Source organism: Phytoactinopolyspora limicola, assembly GCF_011320225.1.
GTDB lineage: Bacteria > Actinomycetota > Actinomycetes > Jiangellales > Jiangellaceae > Phytoactinopolyspora > Phytoactinopolyspora limicola.
Genome location: NZ_JAAOEN010000010.1, coordinates 1 through 22,229, shown reverse-complemented (window position 1 = coordinate 22,229; position 22,229 = coordinate 1). Strand labels below are relative to the sequence as shown.

Annotated in this window: 20 protein-coding genes and 2 tRNA genes; 13 read left to right on the top strand and 9 right to left on the bottom strand. The window is 66.5% G+C overall.

The genetic code is table 11. The annotated features are described in order from the left end of the window. Nucleotides 1-9: 9 nt before the first annotated feature. The 5 genes from G8760_RS20490 to G8760_RS20470 form a co-directional block, all read right to left on the bottom strand. The gene (locus G8760_RS20490) at nt 10-960 is read right to left on the bottom strand and encodes an ABC transporter ATP-binding protein (protein ID WP_166354671.1); all 951 of its coding nucleotides are present in this window, start codon (nt 958-960) and stop codon (nt 10-12) included. Between the two features lies 1 nt (nt 961). Continuing rightward, on the bottom strand, nt 962-1,912 hold the full coding sequence (locus G8760_RS20485) for an ABC transporter ATP-binding protein (RefSeq protein ID WP_166354669.1): 951 nt from the start codon (nt 1,910-1,912) through the stop codon (nt 962-964). After that, the gene (locus G8760_RS20480) at nt 1,912-2,796 is read right to left on the bottom strand and encodes an ABC transporter permease (protein ID WP_166354667.1); all 885 of its coding nucleotides are present in this window, start codon (nt 2,794-2,796) and stop codon (nt 1,912-1,914) included. Before G8760_RS20480 ends, G8760_RS20485 begins: the two co-directional genes overlap by 1 nt. Further along, nucleotides 2,793-3,791 (bottom strand): ABC transporter permease, encoded by a 999-nt coding sequence (locus G8760_RS20475; RefSeq protein ID WP_166354665.1) that lies wholly within the window; start codon nt 3,789-3,791, stop codon nt 2,793-2,795. The genes G8760_RS20480 and G8760_RS20475 overlap by 4 nt, the downstream gene beginning before the upstream one ends. A 67-nt stretch (nt 3,792-3,858) precedes the next feature. Then, nucleotides 3,859-5,643, bottom strand: coding sequence for an ABC transporter substrate-binding protein (locus G8760_RS20470; RefSeq protein WP_166354663.1), 1,785 nt, complete (start codon nt 5,641-5,643; stop codon nt 3,859-3,861). A gap of 198 nt (nt 5,644-5,841) precedes the next feature. On the opposite strand from G8760_RS20470, the gene G8760_RS20465 reads away from it, so the two are divergent. The 3 genes from G8760_RS20465 to G8760_RS20455 are packed head-to-tail and all read left to right on the top strand — an operon-like array spanning nt 5,842 to nt 9,448. Continuing rightward, complete coding sequence (locus G8760_RS20465; protein ID WP_166354661.1) at nt 5,842-7,164, top strand: ROK family transcriptional regulator; 1,323 nt, start codon at nt 5,842-5,844, stop codon at nt 7,162-7,164. After that, a complete protein-coding gene (locus G8760_RS20460; RefSeq protein WP_166354659.1) occupies nt 7,161-8,420 on the top strand; it encodes a 6-phospho-beta-glucosidase in 1,260 nt (419 codons plus the stop codon). Before G8760_RS20465 ends, G8760_RS20460 begins: the two co-directional genes overlap by 4 nt. After that, nucleotides 8,417-9,448 carry an N-acetylglucosamine kinase gene (locus G8760_RS20455; RefSeq protein ID WP_207782542.1) on the top strand — a complete coding sequence of 344 codons (1,032 nt, stop codon included), beginning with the start codon at nt 8,417-8,419 and terminating at the stop codon, nt 9,446-9,448. The genes G8760_RS20460 and G8760_RS20455 overlap by 4 nt, the downstream gene beginning before the upstream one ends. A 122-nt stretch (nt 9,449-9,570) precedes the next feature. Here the strand turns inward: G8760_RS20455 and G8760_RS20450 are convergent. After that, nucleotides 9,571-9,662 (bottom strand) — tRNA-Ser (locus G8760_RS20450). Nucleotides 9,663-9,728: 66 nt separating this feature from the next. Between G8760_RS20450 and G8760_RS20445 the strand changes: the two genes are divergently transcribed. The 3 genes from G8760_RS20445 to G8760_RS20435 all read left to right on the top strand — a co-directional run bounded on the left by G8760_RS20445 (nt 9,729) and on the right by G8760_RS20435 (nt 13,867). Further along, nucleotides 9,729-10,415 (top strand): phosphoribosyltransferase, encoded by a 687-nt coding sequence (locus G8760_RS20445; RefSeq protein ID WP_166354657.1) that lies wholly within the window; start codon nt 9,729-9,731, stop codon nt 10,413-10,415. A gap of 158 nt (nt 10,416-10,573) precedes the next feature. Beyond that, nucleotides 10,574-12,229 (top strand): LCP family protein, encoded by a 1,656-nt coding sequence (locus G8760_RS20440; protein ID WP_166354655.1) that lies wholly within the window; start codon nt 10,574-10,576, stop codon nt 12,227-12,229. 15 nt (nt 12,230-12,244) lie between these two features. Next, nucleotides 12,245-13,867, top strand: coding sequence for an LCP family protein (locus tag G8760_RS20435; protein WP_166354653.1), 1,623 nt, complete (start codon nt 12,245-12,247; stop codon nt 13,865-13,867). A 45-nt stretch (nt 13,868-13,912) separates the two neighbouring features. On the opposite strand, the gene G8760_RS20430 is transcribed toward G8760_RS20435, so the two are convergent. Next, nucleotides 13,913-14,392: a hypothetical protein gene (locus G8760_RS20430; RefSeq protein WP_166354651.1), complete on the bottom strand. Its 480-nt coding sequence runs from the start codon at nt 14,390-14,392 to the stop codon at nt 13,913-13,915. A 470-nt stretch (nt 14,393-14,862) separates the two neighbouring features. Here G8760_RS20430 and G8760_RS20420 point away from each other — a divergent pair, with 470 nt between their 5' ends. Next, entirely contained in the window at nt 14,863-15,159 is a 297-nt protein-coding gene (locus G8760_RS20420) for a hypothetical protein (protein WP_166354647.1), read from the top strand. 41 nt (nt 15,160-15,200) lie between these two features. On the opposite strand, the gene G8760_RS20415 is transcribed toward G8760_RS20420, so the two are convergent. Continuing rightward, complete coding sequence (locus tag G8760_RS20415) at nt 15,201-15,389, bottom strand: hypothetical protein (protein ID WP_166354645.1); 189 nt, start codon at nt 15,387-15,389, stop codon at nt 15,201-15,203. Between the two features lie 325 nt (nt 15,390-15,714). On the opposite strand from G8760_RS20415, the gene G8760_RS20410 reads away from it, so the two are divergent. From G8760_RS20410 to G8760_RS20400, 3 genes are read left to right on the top strand one after another with little or no spacing between them, the layout of a single operon-like run. Beyond that, the gene (locus tag G8760_RS20410; protein WP_166354643.1) at nt 15,715-16,842 is read left to right on the top strand and encodes a Re/Si-specific NAD(P)(+) transhydrogenase subunit alpha; all 1,128 of its coding nucleotides are present in this window, start codon (nt 15,715-15,717) and stop codon (nt 16,840-16,842) included. Beyond that, on the top strand, nt 16,842-17,159 hold the full coding sequence (locus G8760_RS20405) for an NAD(P) transhydrogenase subunit alpha part 2 (RefSeq protein ID WP_166354641.1): 318 nt from the start codon (nt 16,842-16,844) through the stop codon (nt 17,157-17,159). Before G8760_RS20410 ends, G8760_RS20405 begins: the two co-directional genes overlap by 1 nt. Then, a complete protein-coding gene (locus G8760_RS20400) occupies nt 17,156-18,526 on the top strand; it encodes an NAD(P)(+) transhydrogenase (Re/Si-specific) subunit beta (RefSeq protein ID WP_166354639.1) in 1,371 nt (456 codons plus the stop codon). The genes G8760_RS20405 and G8760_RS20400 overlap by 4 nt, the downstream gene beginning before the upstream one ends. Nucleotides 18,527-18,661: 135 nt before the next feature. Here the strand turns inward: G8760_RS20400 and upp are convergent, their stop codons facing one another. Further along, nucleotides 18,662-19,303: a uracil phosphoribosyltransferase gene (gene upp, locus G8760_RS20395; protein ID WP_166354637.1), complete on the bottom strand. Its 642-nt coding sequence runs from the start codon at nt 19,301-19,303 to the stop codon at nt 18,662-18,664. A gap of 187 nt (nt 19,304-19,490) precedes the next feature. Between upp and tadA the strand changes: the two genes are divergently transcribed. The 3 genes from tadA (at nt 19,491) to G8760_RS20380 (ending at nt 21,689) form a co-directional block, all read left to right on the top strand. Next, on the top strand, nt 19,491-19,931 hold the full coding sequence (tadA, locus tag G8760_RS20390; RefSeq protein ID WP_166354827.1) for a tRNA adenosine(34) deaminase TadA: 441 nt from the start codon (nt 19,491-19,493) through the stop codon (nt 19,929-19,931). Nucleotides 19,932-19,992: 61 nt separating this feature from the next. Then, a tRNA-Ser gene (locus G8760_RS20385) sits at nt 19,993-20,082 on the top strand. A 113-nt stretch (nt 20,083-20,195) separates the two neighbouring features. Continuing rightward, nucleotides 20,196-21,689 carry a potassium/proton antiporter gene (locus G8760_RS20380; protein ID WP_166354635.1) on the top strand — a complete coding sequence of 498 codons (1,494 nt, stop codon included), beginning with the start codon at nt 20,196-20,198 and terminating at the stop codon, nt 21,687-21,689. Nucleotides 21,690-22,229 lie beyond the last annotated feature (540 nt).

The window sequence follows — 22,229 nt, the reverse complement described above, 5'->3', positions numbered from 1 at the left end:
TCGGGGAGGTCAGCCGAGCGGCTGGTCATAAGAGCAGCCGACCACATGGCCCGGCTCGATCTCCGCGAGCATGGGCTGATCCGGGTCGTGCGGTGGCATGCCGCATCGACCCGGCATATGTGCGTGATATCCGCACGGCCCGAGCCGGGCGTCGTGCCGCGCCAGTTCCGCCTCGACCTGACTCCACTTCTTATGCAGGTGGGGCACGGATCCGAGCAGGTGTGTGGAATAGGGGTGCTGAGGATTGGCGAACACCTTGTCGGTGGCGCCCATCTCGACGATGACGCCGCGCCGAAGGATCACCGTCGTCGTGCTCAGGTAATTCCCCAACGCCAGATCGTGGGTGACGAATAGGACGCCGACGCCGCGACTCGTCAGGTCGGCCAGCAGGTTCATGACATCGATGCGGGTGGAGGCATCGAGCATGCTGATGATCTCGTCGGCGATGAGCAACTTGATGTCCAAGAGCAAGGCTCGGGCGATCAACATCCGCTGGAGCTGACCACCGGACAGCTGGTGGGGGTACTTGTTCAGCACCTGAGCGGGGTCGAGTCGCACATCCGCGAGGGCCGCCTCGATCTTGCCGTGCCATGTCGCATTGGGGGTACCGGCAAAGAACTGGCGCCTGACCATGTCGAAGACCCGGTCCGCTTTGAAGATCGGGTTGAAGGAACTGTACGGATCTTGAAAGATGCCTTGCACCTTGCGGTAGTAGCTCTTGAGCGCGCGGCCCCGCAGCGTGGATACATCCGTACCGTCGAACTCGATCCGCCCTTGGCTGACCGAGTTGAGACGCAACACCATTCTTCCGATGGTTGTCTTTCCGCTGCCACTCTCCCCGATCAGCGAGACCACCTCACCTGGTGCCACGTCCAGGCTAACGTCGCGGACGGCGGTGAGTTCGCGGGTGCCGAACGCACCGACCCGGTACGTCTTCCAGACCCGGTTCAGCCTCAACATGTCACGCCGCCTTCCAGCAGGCGACCGAATGACCGGTCGCTATCTCCACGAACGGCGGCTCTTCCGCGCATTGGTCGAACGCGAGTGGACACCGATCTCGGAATCGGCACCCGGACGGTGGATTCAGCAACGGCGGCGGACTGCCGGGTATACCGGCCAGTCGCCGGTCCTCGTACCGCACGCCGACCTCGGGCAACGACGACATCAGCGCCTGGGTGTACGGATGACGCGGCGAATTGACGATCACCTCGGCGGGTGCCTTCTCCGCCTGTTTCCCGGCGTACATCACCATGATCGTGTCCGCGATCTGGTAACCCAACGAGATGTCGTGGGTGACGACGATGACGCTGCGGACGAAACGGCGGTCCCGGAACTCCACCAGCGTCTCCGCTACCGCCTTCTGGTTGGAGACGTCCAGGGCCGAGGTGGCCTCGTCGGCCACGAGCAGCGACGGGTCCAGCAAGGTGGAGACCACCACCACGGTGCGCTGTTTCATCCCGCCGGACAACTCGATCGGATACCGGCGCAGGACGTCGCGTGGCAGCCCGACGAGGTCCAGCCTGCGCTCCAGTTCCGGTTGGATGCTCTTGTAGTCGAATCCTCGAGACTCCAACAATTCGGCGATCATCTTGCCGATCTTGCGGATCGGATTCAACGCGCTCATCGCGTACTGGGGCACGAACGAAATCTGGGTGAACCGGAAGCGGTTCATCGCGTGCTGATCGTCGATCGGAAGTTTGACGCCGTCGAGTTCGACCACCCCGTCGACGTACTGCATCCGGCCATCCAGCCGGATCAAACTCTTCGCGAGGGTGGTTTTGCCACAGCCGGATTCACCGACCAGGCCCATGATCTCACCGTCGGCCACCTCGAACGTCACACCATCCAGGGCGTGAACGTCGCCACGCAGCGTGCGATAACGAACCCGAAGCCCGTCTACCTGAAGACTCATCACATCTTCCTCAGCTTGGGATTGAACACGTCGTCAAGGCCGATATTGGTGACGTAGAGGGCACCAACGATCAGCACGATGCCGATGCCGGGCGGGAGGAACCACCACCAGATACCGAGCACCAAGGCCGAGGACTGAAGCGCTTGGTTCATCATCAGACCGAGTGACATCTGCCCTGGTGGCCCGAGCCCCAGGAAGTCCAGCGACGCGGCCGTGAGGATCGAACCACCGAACAGCACGATGAAGACGAGCAGCAGGTAAGACCCCATGTTCGGGCCGATCTCGGTGCGGATGATCGTCAGCGGCCGGACCCCGGTCAGCCTGGCCAGGTCGACGAACTCGCGCGACCGCAGGGAGAACGTCTGCGCCCGGACCGCCCGGGCCACCCAGGGCCAGGAGAACGCGCCGATGAACACCGACTGATGGACCACCGAGTCGATGCCGACGTACGCGGCCAAGATGATCAGTACGGCGAACGCGGGGAGAACGAGCACGACGTTGGTGATCATGCTGAGGATCTCGTCGACGACACCACCCCGGTAGCCGGCGACGAAGCCAACCGTCATGCCGACGAGGGCACCGATCCCACCCGCCAGCAGCCCCACCACGTAGGTCGACCGGATCCCGTTGGCGAACTGGACGAAGACGTCCTGGCCGAACAGGGTGGTCCCGAACCAGAAGTCCGCCGACGGCGGTTCCGCGCGGGGGCCGACGTAGTCACTCGGGCCATGCCCACTGAGCAGTGGAGCGGCCAGCCCCAAGGCCAGCAGCGTCGCCAGAATGACGAGGCCCGCGATGACCTTCGGGTTGCCGAGTGCGAGGCGGAATATCTCCGCGCGGCGAGCGTCGGCCGTGATCGGTTTGAGCGGTCTGGTGTCGGTCACGCGGACACTCCTTGCATTCCCGCCCTCGTGCGCGGGTCGACGAGCACGTACACGACATCGATGACGAAGTTGGCCACGAGGACGCCGATCACGATGAACAGGACGACGCCTTGGAGGAGAAAGAAGTCGCGGTGCAACAGCGCCTGGAAGACGAGGTTCCCGAGACCGGGATAGGCGAACACCACCTCGGTCAGGATGGATCCGCCGACGAGCACACCAAGCTGCAGTGCGAGCCCGGTGACCTGCGGAAGGATCGCGTTGCGGAACGCGTACCGACGGATGAGCCGAGGTGGCGCCCCCAACGCCGCGAGGTAGTTGGCGTAGTCGGATTCCAGCTCGTAGATGACCAGGTTGCGCATACCGATGGCCCATCCGCCGAACGCCACGAGGAACAACGACAGGAACGGGAGGAACCAGTGCATCGCCAAGCTGCTCGCGAACTCCCACGACACCGCCGGCTGCAGGTCGAATCCGTACCCTCCGGCGGTGGGGAAGATCCCGGCGACGATCCCGAGGCTCCAGGCCAGCAGGATGGCCAGCCACATGTACGGCGTGGCCGTGAGCACGTAGCCGACCGGGAGCACGGAGTTGTCGAGCCACTTGCGCCGCGCCGCCATCGCGCCGACCTTGTTGCCCAGGAACCAGCTGAGCAGAATCGCGGGCAGGAGCAGGCCGAGTGTGTAGGGCAGCGCGCGCAAGACGACGTCGGCCACCGGGGTGGGAAACAGCCATACGCTCACCCCCAGGTCACCTTTGAACAAGGCACCCCAGTAGTTGAGGTACTGCTGCCACAACGGCACGTCGAAACCGAACAGCCGGTTGTAGTAGTCCATGATCACGGCGGTCTGTTCGGGGTTCGTGTCCGGCCCTCGGGAGATGAGCATCTGGAGGACCGGATCGCCGGGCATGAAACGCGGCACGAGCCAGTTGATCGTCACCGCTACGATGCACGTCAGGGCGTAGACGATCGACTTGCGGCCAAAGTAACGTCCCAACGTGCGCTCCCGCCTTCCGAGTCAGCTGGTTCCCGGGTTCCCGGGTGGTTGCCGGGTTCCCGGGTGGTTACCGGGCGAGTTCGATCTCGGTCAGCAGGTAGATCGCGCCCATGTTCAGCTTCCCGTCCCACAGGTTCGGGAGATGGCCGGGCGTGTCAGCGTCGCCGGACGGCCAGTTCGTCCACACCTCGTTGTTCACCTGCGACCACAGCCCGTTGTGCCAGACCGGGATGACCGGCATCTCGCTGAGGTGAATCCGCTGCAGCTGCGAGACGACATCGGCGAACTGCGGGTCGTCGATCGACATCCGGGCGAGTTGCTGAACCAGCTCCCACGCCTCGTCGTTCTCATGACGGGCGAAGTTGGTGCTCCACTGCATGTCCTGCAACGGCAATGAATAGATGTAGTTGTAGTACGTCCAGGGCGTGTTGCTGAGTCCGGCCCAGCCGTTAAGCACCAGGTCGAAGTTTCCCGAGGTGCGCATGTCGTCGAGCAGCGCCGCGTCCGGGAAGTCGACGGTGACGTCGATACCAGCCTCGCGGGCGTTCTCGGCGATGACCCGGGCCGCTTCCATCCAGTCGGTCCATCCGGCCGGAACGATCAGCTCCAGCTCGATCGGATCACCGTCAGGGGTCTCGACGAACCCGTTGCCACTGGTGTCCGCATAGCCTGCATCAGCGAGGGTCTGTTCCGCGCGCTCGGGATCGTAGCTAAAACCCAATTCGTCGACCACCGCGTCGTCGTAGAACTGCTCCCAGACCGGCAATAGACCCGTCGGGTTGGCGGCTCGGACGATGTCCCCGTAGACGTTGGACACGATCGCGTCCGTGTCGACCGCGAAGGCCAAAGCCCGGCGGAACTCCGGGTCGTCCATCGGCGGACGGGTGTTGTTCGGGATCAACATGGTGGTGTTGTCCGACAACATGTACGGCGGTTCCGAGTAGTAGGTGCTGATCCCGAAGTCTCCGTCGACGATCTGGTTGATGCCCGGCAAGAAGTGGTTGCTGATGTCGACCGTCCCCTGCAGGACCAGGCCCATACCCACCTCGTTGTTCGACAGAACGTCGACGACGTAGGTCGGTTTGACCTCGAGGCCGAGCGCCTCGGTGGCCCACCACCCGGCACGCTTCTGCCACACCATCCGGTCGTTGTCATGAGAGTGGTACTCGTACGGCCCGCTGCCGACCGGGTTCTCGTTGGCACCGGACGCCTTGTCCTCGTCCGAGAAGGTGGACCAGATGTGCGCGGGCACGATCTGGTTGCTGTAGATCCAGTTGTCCCATTGCCCGTAGCGGGCATCGGAGAAGGTGAACCGAGCCGTCCGTTCGTCCACCACTTCGGCGGAGTCCAGCCACGTCCATAGGCTCTGGTACGGCACCCCGTCGACATGGCCGAGTTCGACGGTGAAGACCACGTCTTCGGCGGTCATCGGCTCGCCGTCGCCCCATTCGATGCCTTCTCTGAGGGTGACCTCGTAGACGTCGTCGCTGGTCCACTCGCCGCTTTCGGCTAACCACGGCTCGAGCTCGAGGGTCTCGGGATTGAAGAGGAACAACGTTTCGTAGACGAGTCCGTTGAGTCCGGTGGCGACACCCGAGGTGATGGGATTCCAGTTGGCCGGCGGCCCCCAACCGACACCGGTGGTGAAGAGTGTCTCGTCCCGCGGGAAGGACGTCAGCTCGGGATCAAGGGGAGCGGCGCCGGTATCACTGGCCGGCGTCCCATCGCCGGCGCCCTGGGCAGCGCCGTCGTCGCCGTCGGTACCGCCGCTGGTGCAGGCGGCCACGGCCAGCAGTCCCATCGCCACCGGGATGGCCACTAGGGCGGAGAGAGCTCGAGGGCGCGTTCTCATGGTGGGTTCCCTTCGCTGGCCGAGGCATCACAAGGCTTTATTTATAAGGCAGATTAACTATTAATTCATGGCCTGGCAAGGATTCCGCGGCGAGATGGTGAATATCCTGCGGCCCTAGCTCGAATCAGTGGCACCGGATACCCGAGACCCCGGTGTTATAGTTAGATGCGCTGCCTAATCTATGTCAGGATGTGACGCATGGTTCGTCTTGCCGGATCCTCGAAGCTGCTGCGGGCGATGAACTCCAGCACCAGCTTCGCACTACTCCTCGACCGTGGTCCGTTGACGCGAAGCGAACTGCGCGAACTCACGGGGCTGGCGATGCCGACCGTCTCGGACGTCCTGCGCCGGCTCACCGAAGCCGGCCTCGCAGTGGTGGTCGGTCACGTAAGCGCCGGCCGCGGCCCCAACGCGGAGGTCTACGCGGCCAACCCAACGGCCGGACACGCCGCGGCGATCTCGGTCGAGGAGACGTCACAGACATCCCGACCACTGCTGACCGCGGGCCTGTGCGCTCTCGACGGCACGAACCTGTCTCGCACCGATACGACGGTCGACCTCGAGCGCACCGACCCCGTCGTAGCGGTCACCGACATCGTCGACCACCTGTGCCGGCAAGCGGGACTCGACACCGACCAGCTCCGCCACATCCAGTTGGGGGTTCCCGGCTCCTACGACCGTGAGTCCGACACCATCCGACACATCGACATACCCGGTTTCGATCAGCCCGGGCTGGTCAGCACGCTGGCCAGCCGGCTCCGCGTCGACGTCGCGGTAGAAAACGACGTCAACCTGGCGGCGATCGCCGAACGGAGCCACGGCAAGGCCGCCGACGTCGACTCCTTCGCCCTCTTGTGGTTCGGCGAGGGCCTGGGCCTGGCCATCGACCTGAACGGCAGCCTGCTCCGAGGCGCCCGCGGCGGTGCCGGCGAGATCGGCTACCTACCACTCGGGCTGGGCCGCGGACCCGGCGTTCCCGACCTTCAGGACCTCAGCGGCGGTCGCGCCGTACTGGCCCTCGGCGCCACCTACGGCATCGACGAATCCACGCCAGGCGCCGTGGTAGCCGCCGCCGTAGCCGCCATCGAACGGGGCGGAACAACCAACGGCATGCGGGGTTCCCACGCGGACGACACCCGGCCGGCCACCCTCGACCCCGCCGCGGCCACCGCGTTCATCGAAGCACTGGCCGCCCGGATGGCGATCGGCCTCGCCGCTGTCGCCGTCGTCCTCGACCCCCTGTTGGTAGTGCTGGCCGGCGAGGTCGCCCGCGCAGGAGGGCAGAGACTTCGTGACGCGGCCGCCGCCGCACTACACGACGCCACCTCGCTGACCACCCCAGTCGAGGTCACGGGCGTCGCCGAGAATCCGGTGTTGCTCGGCGCACTCCAATCCAGCCTGCGTGCGGTGCGCACCGAACTCGTCGAGTCGCTGCAGGACGCCACCGGTGCCACCCGAGACGACCCGGCGACGAACTCGAAGCGGGCAGCAGCACGATCGGACGACGAGGAGGGGCTATGAAGATCGCCGTGGTAGGGGGCGGCTCCACCTACACACCCGAACTGGCCGATGGCTTCGCCCGGCTCGGCGGAGACCTCGGAGTCGACGAGCTGACGCTGATCGATCCGGCCGACGACCGACTGTCGGTCGTCGGCCCATTGGCCGAGCGGATCTTCCGCCATCACGGCCACGGCGGCCGTCTGACGTGGACCACGGACGTCGACGCGGGGCTCGACGGTGCCACCATCGTCATCATTCAGCTGCGCGTCGGCGGCCAAACGGCCCGGATCAGCGACGAGACCTTCCCCCTATCGTGCGGCTGCCTCGGCCAGGAGACCACGGGCGCGGGTGGGCTCGCCAAAGCGCTCCGTACTGTTCCGGTCGTGACCCAAGTCGCCGAGCGGGCACGGCAAAGGGCCGCTCCCGGAGCCTGGATCGTCACCTTCACCAACCCCGTGGGCATCGTCACCCGCGCACTTCTCGACCGCGGGCACCGGGCTGTGGGCCTGTGCAACGTCGCCATCGGGTTCCAACGCCGGTTCGCCGAACTGCTGGACGTGGCCGCCGACGACGTCTCCCTGCGGCACATCGGGCTCAACCACCTCACGTGGGAACAAGCCGCCTATGTGGACGGTGTCGATCGGCTACCCGAGTTGATCTCCGGCCAGGCGCAGACACTCGCCACACATGTCGGACTTCCCGCTTCCCTGGTGACCGCTCTGGGCCGTGTTCCGTCGTACTACCTGCGTTACTTCTACTGCCATGACGAAGTGGTACGGGACCAACGCGGCGCAACCACCAGGGGCGAACAGGTCGCACAGCTGGAAGCCGAACTCTTACGCCTCTATGCCGACCCCGAGCTGACGACAAAGCCACCCCAGCTGTCGCAGCGTGGCGGCGCCTACTACTCCGAGGCAGCGGTCGGCCTGGTCACGTCGTTGCTGACCGGCGACGGCGGCGAACATGCGGTCAACCTACGCAACGCTGGCGTGCTGCCGTTCCTACCCGCCAACGCGGTGATCGAGACCACGTGCCACGTGCGCAAATCTGGCCCGGAACCGGTCCCCGTCGACCCCGTGGGTCCCGAACTGGCCGGCCTGATCGGAGCGGTCAGCGCATACGAAGAACTCGCCCTCGACGCGGCGCAGCGTGGTGGACGATCTCGGGTCTACGCCGCGTTACTGGCTCACCCGCTCGTCGGCCAACACGAACTGGCAGAGGCCCTAACCGACGAGCTGATCGCCGCCAACACCACTTATCTGGGTTGGGCCCGGTGAGCGCCGCGCCCCACCCGTCGCCACCCGGAATCGGTCACGGTGATCGCCTGTTCATCGCGGTCGATGGCGGCAACTCGAAGACCGACGTACTCATCGGCTCCACCACCGGGGATGTCCTCGGTTCGGCCCGCGGCCCGGTTTCGTCTCCCGACGTGATCGGGCTCGACGGCACCATGAACCTGCTCGACTCGCTGATCACGCAGGCCCGGGCCGCAGCCGGACTGGCCCCCCACGTGATGATCGACCGAGCTGAGATCTACCTCGCCGGCGCCGACCTACCAACCGAGGTGGACGCACTGACCAAAGCCGCCCAGTCGCGCGCCTGGGCCGCTGAACACCGGGTGGACAACGACGCCTTCGCCTTGATGCGGGCCGGCACCGACGCCGCGAACGCCCTCGCCGTGGTGTGCGGCGCAGGGATCAACTGTGTCGGCCGGGCCGCGGATGGGCGCACCGCACGGTTTCCCGCCCTGGGCCAGATCTCCGGCGACTGGGGCGGTGGTCATCACCTTGCCGCCATCACCCTGTGGCAAGCGGCCCGCGGCGAAGACGGTCGTGGCCCCGCCACCGCGCTGACCGCCGCCGTGGCCGCACACTTCGGGACGCCGACCGTGGAAGACGTCAGCGTCGGACTACACCTGGGGGAACTACCGCGCAGTCAGGTCGACGACCTCACCACCGTGCTCTTCGCCGTCGCCAACGACGGTGACCTCGTAGCGCGGCGACTGGTCGAAAGGCAGGCCGACGAGATCATCCGCTTCGTGGACGTGGCGGCTCGCCGGCTGGCACTGCACGATTCCGCCTTCGCCGTCGTGCTCGGTGGTGGTGTGCTCACCGCCCGTCACCCATTACTCCATAGCGCCGTGGTTACGGGGGTGCGCTTACACGCCCCGCGGGCCGAGGTCACTCTGGTAGACCTCCCGCCGGTGGCCGGCGCGGCATTGTTGGCCCTGGACTCTCTGGCCGGGTCGGCGACCGCTGCCACCACCTTGCGGTCCACTCTGCGCGGCCCACTAGTGTCACGCTGAACTCGCCCACTCAGCTCCACCCACGCCCGCGGTACACACAGGGCTGCCCGCGGTAAACACAGGGCTGCCGCGTCATGGTTCGGCGTCCACAGTGACCAGGGCTACGAATACCCTGGTCACGTTGGCGGAGGCGGCGGGATTTGAACCCGCGAGAGGGGTGAACCTCAACCCGCTTAGCAGGCGGGCGCCATAAACCGGACTAGGCGACGCCTCCATGCCCCCGAAACCGGCGGCGTGGAAAGGGTACCCGTCCAGGCCACAAGAGGGCAAAGTCGTAGGTATGAAGGGTCTCGCCCGGCAGTCGTCGGCGCACGGACCGTGGGCCGACCGTGCGGCGTCGGGCCACGACCTCGGCCACGCCGTCGACGACGTACTCGGCCGCGACCGCACCGACCGGCCGCTGGTACTCGGCCTGCCGAGAGGTGGCGTCGTGGTGGCCGCGGCGGTGGCCGCGATCGTCGATGGTGAGCTCGACGTGCTCGTCGTACGCAAGGTGGGGGTGCCGTGGCATCGCGAGCTGGCGCTCGGCGCGGTCACGGCGTCGGGGCTTCGGGTCCTCAACTCCGACGTGATCCGCCGGGCCCGGCTCGACGCTGGCGACGTAGAACGGGCCTTCTCCACCGTCGAACGTGAGGCACGGGAGCGCGAACGGATGTTCCGCGCCGACCGGCCGGCGGTGGAGCCGGGCGGACGGATCGTCGTGCTGGTGGACGACGGCCTCGCCACCGGTGCGACGGCGCTCGCGGCCACACAGCTCGTCCGGAACGCGACACCACCGCCGCGCCGGGTGGTGCTCGCCGCGCCGGTCGCCCCACCCGACACGGTGCGCCGGCTGGCCGCCCATGTGGACGATGTGGTGGTGCTCGCCCAACCGGCGGATTTCCTGGCCGTAGGTGAATGGTTCGCCGACTTCACGCAGGTAGATGACACAACGGTCCAGCGCATCATGGCCCGAAGCGGCCGCTGATCTCCGACGACGGGGAACGCTTCGGTGCCGGGACGCAACCATTACCGGTGCTCGTTCGTCATGGATATAGCGGTGTCTGCGCCTGGCGCCACACAACCGCCGCCGCGGAGCCTTTAGACTAGCTCGCGGCCCGATGATCGTGTATGGAGGCAGCAGCCGTGAGCAGAGCCGGAGGTCCGCGCGGAAGTCGTCGCGCCCGGCTCGAGTCACGTCGGCATGAACGTACCCAGCGCTACGGCCGGTTCATCAGATGGACCGCGGTCGGCTCCCTCATTCCGGGGGTTGGTCTGATCGCCGCCGGCAAGCGGCGGATCGGCACATTCCTCCTGGTGATGTTCATCCTGGCGATGTTCGGCGTGGGGGCGGTCGTCGCGCTCACCCCGTCTGGTCGGCTGCTGTCGTACAGCGGAGATCGCCAGATGCTCCTCGTCATTGGGGTGGCTCTGGTCACCGCCGCGATTATCTGGCTGATCGTGGCCCTCGCAACACATCGTGCGCTCGAGCCCATAGGGCTGCCCGCGGGCAAACGGCTAGGCGGCGCACTCGTGGTGGTGGTCATCGCCTCGCTCGTGGTGGCCCCGATGTCGCTGGGCGCCCGCAACGTATTCACTCAACGCGACGTCATCGGAGCCATCTCCGGTGGTCACAGCAACACCACCCCTGACATCAAAGACTCGAGCGACCCATGGGCCGATATCCCTCAGCTCAACCTGTTGCTGCTCGGTAGTGACGCCGGCGACGGCCGGGACGGGATCCGCCCCGACACGTTGATCGTCGCCAGCATCGATACCCACAGTGGCGACACCACCATGATCTCGGTCCCTCGTAATCTGCGCAGCTTCCCCTTCCCGGACGACAGCCCGTTGGCCGAGCGTTACCCCAACGGCTTCCGCGGGGAGGGCGACGCGGGCGAATGGATGATCAACGCCACCTACCGCAACATCCCCGCCCTCCAGCCCGACGTGTTCGAGGGAGTGGAGAACCCGGGCGCCGACGCCACCAAATGGGCTGTCGAAGGTGCACTCGGCATCGACATCGACTACTTCGTCATGGTCAACCTCGACGGCTTCATGGCGCTTGTCGACGCACTTGGTGGTGTGACCCTCGACGTCCCCCGCGACATCCCCATCGGCAACAAGGAGATCCCCGGTACGGGCGGGTGTACGCAGGCTCGGGGTTATATCCATGCCGGCGACGCCCAACGGCTGAACGGCTCCCAGGCGCTCTGGTTCGCCCGGTCCAGGTGTGGTTCCGACGACTACGACCGCATGGCCCGGCAACAATGTGTGCTGGGCGCCATCGTCGACGAGATCGACCCGCGAACCGTCCTGGTGAAGTACCAGGAGCTGGCCTCGGCGACCGTCGACATCATCCAGACCGACGTTCCAGAGGAGCTCTTCCCCGCTCTGATCGAGCTAGCCATACAGGTTCAGCGCGGCACGCTGGAGAGCCTCACCCTCGACCGCGATTTCTTCAATTCGATGGGAGCTACGTCGGCGGATCCAAACTACGACATCCTGCACACGCGGATCGGCGAGATCCTCGCTCCATCGGAGCCCGACGACGAGTCCGGTCCGGCCGACGATTCCGGCTCCGCCGACGATCCTCCCGCCGACTCCGAGCCTGGTGAGAACCCGGACGACCCCACCGACGACACCGCTGACGAGCCAGCCGGCGACACCTACGAGGCCGCACCCGGAACGTCCGGCAACGGCGTCACCGACGACGACCCCGGAGCCGACACCCCGTCCGACGACGCCGACAACGACGAGGTCGCACCGGACCAGCCGGTGGAGACCGACGACGTCTGCTGAGGCCGCACTCCAGCCATGGGTAGGGTCCAGGACCAGCCGTCCGGTCATCCGGGCCGACGCGCCGCCCGTCGCCGGCGTCGCCGGCCCAGATACGGCCGGTTCATCGCGCAGACCGCGATCGGTTCCCTGGTCCCCGGGACCGGGCTGATCGCCGCCGGCCGTCGTCGGCTCGGCGCAGCCGTGCTCGCCTTGTTCGTCGCTGCCGGGCTGGGTGTCTTGGCCGTGATCGCCGTCGTTCCCACTCGACGGCTAGCCTCCTACGGCGGTGACCGCCAGATGATGTTCGTCATCGGGGTCGCTCTGGTTGCGGCCGCCGCCATCTGGCTCATCGTCGCTCTGGTATCGCACCGTCTGCTCGAACCCGCCCGGTTGCCGGCCGGCAAGCGGCTCGGCGGAGCCCTCGTGGTGGTTGTCGTGACGTCGCTCGTCGTCGCTCCACTGTCGCTGGGGGCCCGCAACGCGTTCGTCCAACGCGATCTCATCCAAGCCATCTCCGGCGGAGAGAGCCTCACGACGCCGGACATCGACACCAGCGACCCGTGGGCCGACATGCCCAGGCTCAACCTGCTACTCATGGGCAGCGACGCCGGGCCCGGCCGGGATGGTGAACGGCTCAACACCCTCATCGTCGTGAGCATCGATACCCATACCGGCGACGCGACCATGATCGGCATCCCCCGTAATCTGCAACGGATGCCGTTCGCCGCCGCCAGTCCACTGTCCGGGCTCTATCCGCAGGGTTTCGACGGTGCCGGCGACGAACGCGAATGGATGGCGATGTCCATCTACAGCAACGCGCCCATCCTCCACCCCGAGGTCTTCGAGGGCACCGACAACCCCGGCGCGGACGCCACCAAATGGGCCGTCGAAGGTGCACTCGACATCGACGTCGACTACTTCATCTTCGTCAACATGGAAGGCTTCCAGGTACTGGTAGACGCGCTGGGCGGGGTCACGCTGAATGTCCCGCGCGACATTCCTATCGGCAACAAGAACCGGGAGGACGGCCCCGGCTGCACCACACCACGCGGGTGGATCCGGGCCGGCGACAACCAGCAACTCAACGGCGGCCAGGCGCTGTGGTTCGCCCGCTCACGCTGTATGTCCACCGACTACGACCGGATGGCCAGGCAGCAATGCCTGCTGGGGGCGATCACCAACCAGGCCAATCCGCGGACCCTGTTCACCCAATATCAGAGCATCGCCTCGGCCACCCGGGAGATCATCAAGACCGATATCCCGGAGGATCTCTTCCCGCCATTGATAGAGCTGGCCTTCGTGGTCAGGGACGGATCGCTGGAGAGTCTGACGCTCGACCGCGACTTCTTCCAGACCACCACGGGCACCAACCCGAGCAACCCGGACTACGCCCAGCTCCAGGCCCACATCAACACCATCCTGACGGCGGGCCCGGACGGCGATCCGCTCGACGACGAGTCCGAGCCACCAGCCGCCGACGCCGATGGGGCAACCGACGAGCGGGAACCGCCCGCCAACGAGCCGGAGCCTCCGGCCGACGACGAACAGCCCTCCACCGACGAAACGGACGACGACGGAGCGACCGACGAGGATACTGGCGACGGCGACACCATCGAGGTGAGTCCCGACCAGCCGGTGGAGACCGACGCGGTCTGCTGACGAACGCGGGATACCGCGACAACAGACGTCGCGTAGGCGCCGCGCTCAGCCCACCTGTTCGCCCGTCCCGAACGGTGTGTAGCCACGGTCCCGGTTGAGCCGGCCACGCAGCTCACGGGCGAGAACCTTGGGCTCGACGTCCAGCATGGCGGTGCGGATCACACTCTGTCGGTTGCCGGCGATGTCGACCGACACCACGTCACCATCGGATTGGACCTTCCGCACATCTCGCCACGCCACTTTGCGGACCCCGGCCCGAGGTCCGGTGGCATTAACGAAGCCATCGTCGTCGAGCACCAGCCGGGTGCGTAACCCCGAAGCCCGCAACACACCGGTGGCGAGAACAACGAGGGCGGCGGCGCCGAGCAGACCGAGCACGCTCCACACCACCACACCCAAAGCCCCGCTGGGACCGGCTGCGGCCACCAGCATCGCAGCGACCAGCACGACGCCGAGCGTGGAGGCACCGACGCCGACGCCGCGGATACCCAGCGCTAGCGGAGAGCGATAAACGATACGACTCACCCCTCCAGTGTCCCGCATTCCAAGCCAGGCATCGACGGTGGCACCGCGTCAGCGAGGCCGGTGGTTGGCTAAGGAGCCGGAGGGTCGTCGCCGTAGCCACCCTTACGTTCGCGGTTCGCGCCACGTTCACGGATGCCATCGGGAACAACGAGCCTGCACAGCGGGCAAATATCAAGGCCGTTGCGCCAAAGCCAGCCGGTCAGACCCGCCCGCAGTTCCTGCGGGGCGGCACCAACGGCACCGATGTCACCACAACGGTCACAGACGATGGACATCTGCGCACTCACGACGCTTCCCCCTGTTTCACGTGCCTGGTCAGGAGGGTAACACGGTTAGATACCGACCTGTTGTCGAAGATCATGATCCCGCGATCACGCGGTGTTCCACGATCTGCTAGAAAGCACCGAAGACGTGACGTATCCGGGCGGGCTGCCCATCCCGCTCACCTAACGCAGGAGGTGTTCCCGGCGGTGATCCCCGATCCGAGCGGGGCGGCCGACGCCGTGATCCTGGTCGACGACGCCGGCGCCGTCACGCTGTTCATCGGTACCGATCCGGAGCCGCGCGCCACGGCCACCACCAACACCGCCGTCATTCGGATCTTGATGGACTGCGCGGCACGCACTGGCCGAGGCTTGAGCGTCGCAACGCGCTACCCCAGCGGGCACCGCACACTGCATCGCGTGGAGCCCGATGGCACCCTCACCACTAGGGCGGTACCGCCGCGTACGGCTTCAGTACCACCCGCGCTGGTGCGACTCGACTAACCCGCCCGGCATCGAGCCCGGGCCGGCGTCAAACCGTGCGGTCAGGGGCCGAGCTGGCGCCGGCGGCGATCCTTCAGCCGTCGACGCTGCGACGGGTCGAGCATCAGGTAGCCGGCCACCGGAACACCGATCAGAACCAGCGCAACCAGCCAGAACGGGATCGGCAGCACTATCAAAAGGAGTATGCCGAGGGCGATACCGCCGACGACAACCCCTGGGTTTCTTGCCATAACCGTTCCTCTCATCCACCGGCCGCGGTCACTTCCCATCAGTGTATGCGCGCCCGCGACGATCACCGCCGGCCCGGCACCTCCCTCCCGCCGGGTGGTTCCCATGATCATGAACACTTTGCCGTGTGATCACACGGCAAAGTGTTCATGATCATGGGAACCACCCACTAGATCGCCCGCCCCGGTGTGCGCCTGCTCACACCCGTTGACTAGGGTCCGATTAACCAGATCGCCCTGGCCGTCCGGAGCATGGGAGGTCCACCACCATGACCACAGTTGTCAAGCCCTACCGGCCGGAACGCCGGTCTGTTAGCGTCGAGCGGCGATGAGAGTCGCTGTCGTCCGAGAGACCCGTGAGCACGAGCGCCGGGTCGCCCTTGTACCAGAGCTGGTCGGCCGGCTCACCGGCGTAGGGCTCGAGATCGTCGTCGAGCCTGATGCCGGGCGCTGGGCCCACCATGCCAACCAAGACTACGTCGACGCCGGAGCGTCCATCGCCGAGGGCGAGTCCCTGGAAGGTGCCGACGTCGTCCTCGCGGTACAGCCGCTCGACCCCGCCCGCATCGCTACACTCAAACCCGGCGCTGTCGTGATGTCGTTCCTCCCCACCTCCGCCGAGCTGGACATCGTGCGGGCCGCACGCGACGCCCAGGTCACGGCGTTCGCCATGGAGTTGGTGCCACGGATCTCCCGAGCTCAGTCCATGGACGCGCTGACCTCGCAAGCACTGGTGGCCGGGTACCGCTCCGTGCTGGTGGCGGCCGAACGGCTACCCCGGTTCTTCCCGCTGTCCATGACCGCCGCCGGAACCGTCCCGCCGGCGCGGGTGCTGGTATTAGGCGCAGGGGTTGCCGGCTTGCAGGCCATCGCCACCGCCAAACGGCTCGGAGCCAAGGTCGACGCCTACGACGTCCGGTCGGCGTCCGCCGAGGAGATCCGCAGCCTGGGCGCCCGTTTCGTCGAACTCGACCTCCCGTCGCTGGAAGGTGCCGGTGGTTACGCCCGCGAAATGACCGAGGAACGCGCGCAGCATCAGCGAGATCTGCTCGCCCCGCACGTGTCGAGCGCCGATGTCGTGATCACCACGGCCGCCGTGCCCGGTCGGTCGGCACCGTTGCTCGTTGAACGCGCCGCCGTGGAGGCGATGCCGCCGGGCAGCGTCGTCGTCGACCTCGCCGCCGAGTCCGGCGGGAACGTCGAGGGCAGCCAGCCCGGCGAGGAACTCACCGTAGGACGGTCGCTGTTGTGGGGCGCCCGCAACGTCCCGAGCCAGCTTCCCGTACACGCCAGCCGCCTGTACGCGGCCAATCTCGTCAACCTGTTGCTGCTCATGACCACCGACGGTGAGGTAAACGTCGATCTCGACGACGAGATCATCGCCGGTGTCTGTGTTGCCCATGACGGCGGCATACGCCACGAGCCCACCCGTGAACTGCTCGGAGAGGAGGGCTGATGGATTCCGAAGTTGCCCTGCTGACCATCTTCATCCTGGCCGCCTTCACCGGCTACGAAGTCGTCTCCAAAGTCTCGTCCACTCTGCACACTCCCCTCATGTCCGGAGCCAACGCCATCCACGGGATCATCCTCGTCGGGGCCGTGCTGGTCACCGGGCACGCGGACAACCCCGCGCAGCTCACCATCGGCGTCGTCGCCACCGTGCTGGCCACCCTGAATCTCGTCGGCGGCTTCGTTGTCACCGACCGGATGCTGGAAATGTTCCGGGGCAAGAAGACACCCACCGAACGCTCGTCGGCTGGAGGCGCGGAGTGATCGACACCTGGGCTCAGCTGGCCTACCTAGCCGCCGCGATCTGTTTCGTTCTCGCGCTGAAAGCGTTGTCCTCACCCAAGACCGCGCGTGCTGGCAACCTCCTCGGCGCGGTAGCCGCGCTGGCAGCGATGATCATCACGTTCATCGTCTACGAGCTGGACAACCTGCCATGGATCCTCGGGGCCATCGCCGTCGGATGCGCCATCGGTATCCCGGCTGCACGCAAAGTCGCGATGACCGCCATGCCGCAGCTGGTCGCGCTGTTCAACGGGGTCGGCGGTGGAGCGGCCGGGTTGGTGGCTTATCTCGAGCTGACCGACGCCGAGACCGTCTTTCCGCTCCTGGCCGCCGTCCTGACCGTTCCCGTCGGCGCCATCGCCTTCAGCGGATCGCTGGTTACCTTCCTGAAGCTGCAAGAAATCATCACCACCCGCCCGGTCACCCCGCCCGGCGGTCCGGCGCTGATCAGCATCACCCTGGCCGCCACACTCGCCCTCGTGGCCGTCCTCTACGGCGGAGGTGGCACCGAGACCTGGGTCGCCGCCACCCTTGGTGCCCTCGCCCTGGTGGTGGGTGTACTGCTGGTGCTACCGGTCGGCGGCGCCGACGTACCTATCGCCATTTCCTTGCTCAACGCCGCTACCGGTATGGCCGTGGCAGCCGGCGGTTACATCCTCGGCAACGCCCTGCTCCTCATCGGTGGAACCCTGGTCGGCGCCAGCGGCACCATCCTGACCCGCCTGATGGCACAGGCGATGGGTCGATCGATCAGCTCCATCCTGTTCGGCGCGTTCCGCGGCGGTTCCACCGCGGGCAGCACCACCGAGTCACAGCGTCCGGTCCGCTCGGCCAGCGTCGACGACGTCTCCATCATGCTCAACTACGCGCAGAAGGTGATGATCGTCCCTGGTTATGGGCTGGCCGTCGCTCAGGCCCAGCACACCATCCACGAGCTGGTAGAGCTGCTCGAGAGCCGCGGCATCGAGGTCGCCTACGCCATCCACCCGGTGGCCGGGCGGATGCCAGGACACATGAACGTGCTGCTCGCCGAGGCCAACGTCCCTTATGAGCAGCTCCTGGAGATGGACACGGCCAACGGCCAGATGCGCACCGCCGACGTCACGCTCGTCGTCGGGGCCAACGACGTCGTCAACCCCGCGGCGCGCACCGCACCGGATTCCCCCATCTACGGCATGCCCATCCTCGATGTGGACCAATCCGGCGCCGTCGTGTTCCTCAAGCGCTCCATGCGGCCGGGTTTCGCCGGGATCGAGAACGAGCTGCTCTACCACCCGAAAACCACGCTGCTGTTCGGCGACGCCAAAGCTTCGCTGACCGGCCTCGTGGGCGGGGTCAAGTCGATGTAGCCCCACCCCGGTGATCGTTGCCGGTTTCGCGCCGCACCCACCCGTGATCGTTGCCGGATTCGTGTCGCCATAGCGACCAGATCAGGGTTTTGATCACCGCTGGGTAGGGCGCGAATCCGGCAACGATCACCCAGCTCAGTCAGCCAGGCCATACAGCCGGTCCCCGGCATCACCCAGGCCGGGAACGATGTATCCCTTGTCGTTGAGCCGCTCGTCGACGGCCGCCGTCACCACGGTGATAGGCACACCCAGATGGGCGGTCTCGCGCTCCACCAGCGCCAACCCCTCAGGCGCGACGAGCAAACACACCGCGGTGATCTGATCAGCCCCACATTCCACCAGGTAGCCGATAGCCGCGGCCAGCGTGCCGCCGGTGGCCAACATCGGATCCAGCACGTAGCACTGCCGGCCGGTGAGGTCGTCAGGCAGGCGATTGGCGTAGGTGGTGGCCTCCAGCGTCTCCTCGTTGCGGATCATGCCGAGGAAACCGACCTCCGCGGTGGGTAGGAGCCGGGTCATGCCGTCGAGCATCCCTAGCCCCGCCCGCAAGATCGGCACGACCATAGGTTTAGGTGCGGCAAGTTTGACTCCACGGGCCAGCCCCACCGGGGTCTCGAACTCAGTCTCCTCTACCCGGGTATCGCGGGTGGCCTCATAGGCGAGCAACGTCACGAGCTCGTCGGTGAGCAACCGGAACGTAGGTGAGTTGGTGTTCTTGTCTCGCAGCACGGCGAGCTTGTGAGCGACGAGCGGATGGTCGACGGCGAGCAGGCGCATGGCAGACAGGATGCCATGCTCAGACTCACGACGCCGAGACGTGACCCGCACAGCGACCAGCGCACCCGCCGTGCAGACCCCCGTGTCCCAGATCTTCCCAACGCCACCACACGACGGCCACTAGGCTTCGATCATGTCCTCGTCGCCCACTCCCAGCGCGGCCCTAGTCCAGCTACACGCGCCCGCCATGCGTGCGGCGTTGATCGAAGGACGCCACGCGCTGCAGACCGGTGACGTCCCCGTCGGCGCGGTTGTCGTCGACGCTCACGGCAACGTCCTGGCCAGCGCACGCAATCGACGTGAAGCCGACCGCGACCCCACGGCCCATGCCGAGGTCCTGGCGATCCGGGCGGCCGCTGCCACGGTGGGCTCATGGCGGCTCGACGGGCTCACCTTGGTGGTGACTCTCGAACCGTGCACCATGTGTGCCGGGGCACTGGTGCTCTCCCGGATCTCGACGGTGGTGTACGGAGCCACCGACCCTAAAGCCGGGGCCGCTGGATCTCTGTACGACGTCCTGCGCGACCGCCGGCTGAACCACCGACCCGAGGTCGTCGGTGGGGTACTGGCCGACCAATGCAGCTCGTTGCTACAGGAGTTCTTCGCCGGGCACCGTGACCACCTGTAGCAGGCCGTTCTCCGTCGTCCCGATTTCGTATCGTGCCCCGCTCTCCGGTAACCTCGACCGCGGTAGCGTGTCCGAGCGGCCTAAGGAGCACGCCTCGAAAGCGTGTGAGGGGGCAACTCCTCCGTGGGTTCAAATCCCACCGCTACCGCCATGGCGAAGCCGCCCGTCCCGTCGCGCACGGGGCGGGCGTTTTGCGTCTTCCGGCGCCAACCTCGCAGCTCGTGGGACGCTGGTGTTCCATTCGCGGGAAACAAGGGGGATCGCGTGGACGTTCCAACGCTCAACGTGTTCCTCCTCGTGGGTGCGCTCGTATTGGTGGCGGCAGTACTTGCCGTCCGCGCTAGCGTCCGGTTCGGACTGCCTACCCTGGTGCTCTACCTCCTCCTGGGGGTGGCCCTCGGCGAGTCCGGCCTCGGCATCCAGTTTCACGACCCCAACCTCGCGCAGGCGCTCGCCTACGCCGCTTTGATCGTCATCCTGGCCGAGGGTGGTCTCACCACTCGGTGGGACGACGTCCGCCCGGCCATGGCCGCAGGCGTCTCGCTGGCTACGGTGGGCGTCGGGGTCAGCACGGCCATCATCGCCGTCGTTGGCCACTACGTGCTGGGTTTGGACTGGATCGTGGCCATCTTGCTCGGTGCCGTCTTCGCACCCACCGATGCGGCAGCCGTCTTCTCGACGTTGCGGCGGATCCCCCTCACCAAGCGGATGTCCAGCACCCTCGAAGCAGAGTCCGGGCTCAACGACGCCCCTACTATCGTGCTGGTGGTGCTCGTCAGCACCGGCCAGGCCGGTGACTACGGCGTAGTACTCGCTGGGCTGCTGGTCGGCTACCAGCTGGTAGCCGGCGCCGCCATCGGTATCGTGCTCGGCTGGCTGGGAAGCACCCTGTTGCGCCGTATCGCGCTGCCGGCACCCGGGCTCTACCCATTGATGATCATGACGATCACGGTACTCGCCTACGCCCTTGGTGCCGCCGCGCAAGCTAGTGGCTTCGCTGCGGTCTATCTGGCGGCACTCGTCTTGGGCAACTCACGGCTACCGCACCGGGCAGCAACCCGGTCGTTCGCCGAGGGTGTGGCCTGGCTCGCGCAGATCGGGCTGTTCGTGATGCTCGGGTTGCTCTCGTCGCCGGCACAGATGCCGGAAGCGTTCGTGGCGGCCGTAGCCGCGGGCGCGGTGTTAACCTTCGTCGCTCGCCCCATCTCCGTGTGGGTGGCCACCGTGGCCTTCCGGCTTCGCCTACGCGAGCAGCTGTTCTTGTCTTGGGCCGGTCTACGGGGTGCGGTCCCAGTGGTGTTGGCCACGATCCCGCTCGCCGAGGGGGTGGCCGACGCGGAGTGGTTGTTCGCGGTTGTCTTCATCGTCGCGGTCCTGTTCACGCTGCTCCAAGCACCGGCCCTCCCCTGGCTGGCCAATCGTCTGGACGTCGCGTCGGGCGCGGACGCACGAGATGCCGAACTCGAGTCGGCGCCCCTCGAGCGGGTGGAGGCAGACCTCATCCAGGTTCGAATACCGGAGGGGTCGAAGCTACATGGCGTCACGATCGCCGAACTTAGGCTGCCCCGTGGCGTCACCGTCCCCCTGCTGGTGCGCGGAAGCGAAACGGCCGTGCCGGATAGCGAGACGCCGCTGCGGCACGGCGACGAGGTGCTGATCGTGGCACCACGCGAACTGCGCGCCATCACCGAGCGACGCCTGCGCGCGGTGGGCCGTCGAGGGCGGTTGGCTGGCTGGTTCGGCGAGGACGGCCGGTAAGCCCAAGTGCACCTGATCTCCGTTTTGTCACCTGATCTTTTTCCCTGGAGCGATCAGGTGTACCAACGACGGACGACGGCGCGGTGTGGTGCATCTGATCGCCTCCACCATGCGGACGCCCGGCGATCAGATGCGCAAGCGCGGCTCGTCGGTTAGTTGGTGCATCTGATCATCAGAACTCGCGTTCACCCCGCGTAGCGCACACGACGACGAGGCACCCACCACCAACACGAGCAGAACACCCTGCCAGAACCCCGCCGCCCACCGCTCGTCAGACCCCTCGCAGATCCGCTCGCCCGCCCCTGTCGCCGATCAGATGCACAACCCGCCCTCAGAGCGCTGACCGTGCATCTGATCGCCGGGCGTCCGCATGGTGGAGGCGATCAGATGCACCACACCGCGCCGTCGTCCGTTGTCCTGTTTCGGGACATCGCTGACAGTTGATGTCTCGGGACATCGCTGACACCTGAATTGTTGTGGACTGTGTGTTCATGACGGGGAGAGTGGCAGCGATGGATATCAGGATGGCCGCGGCGTTGG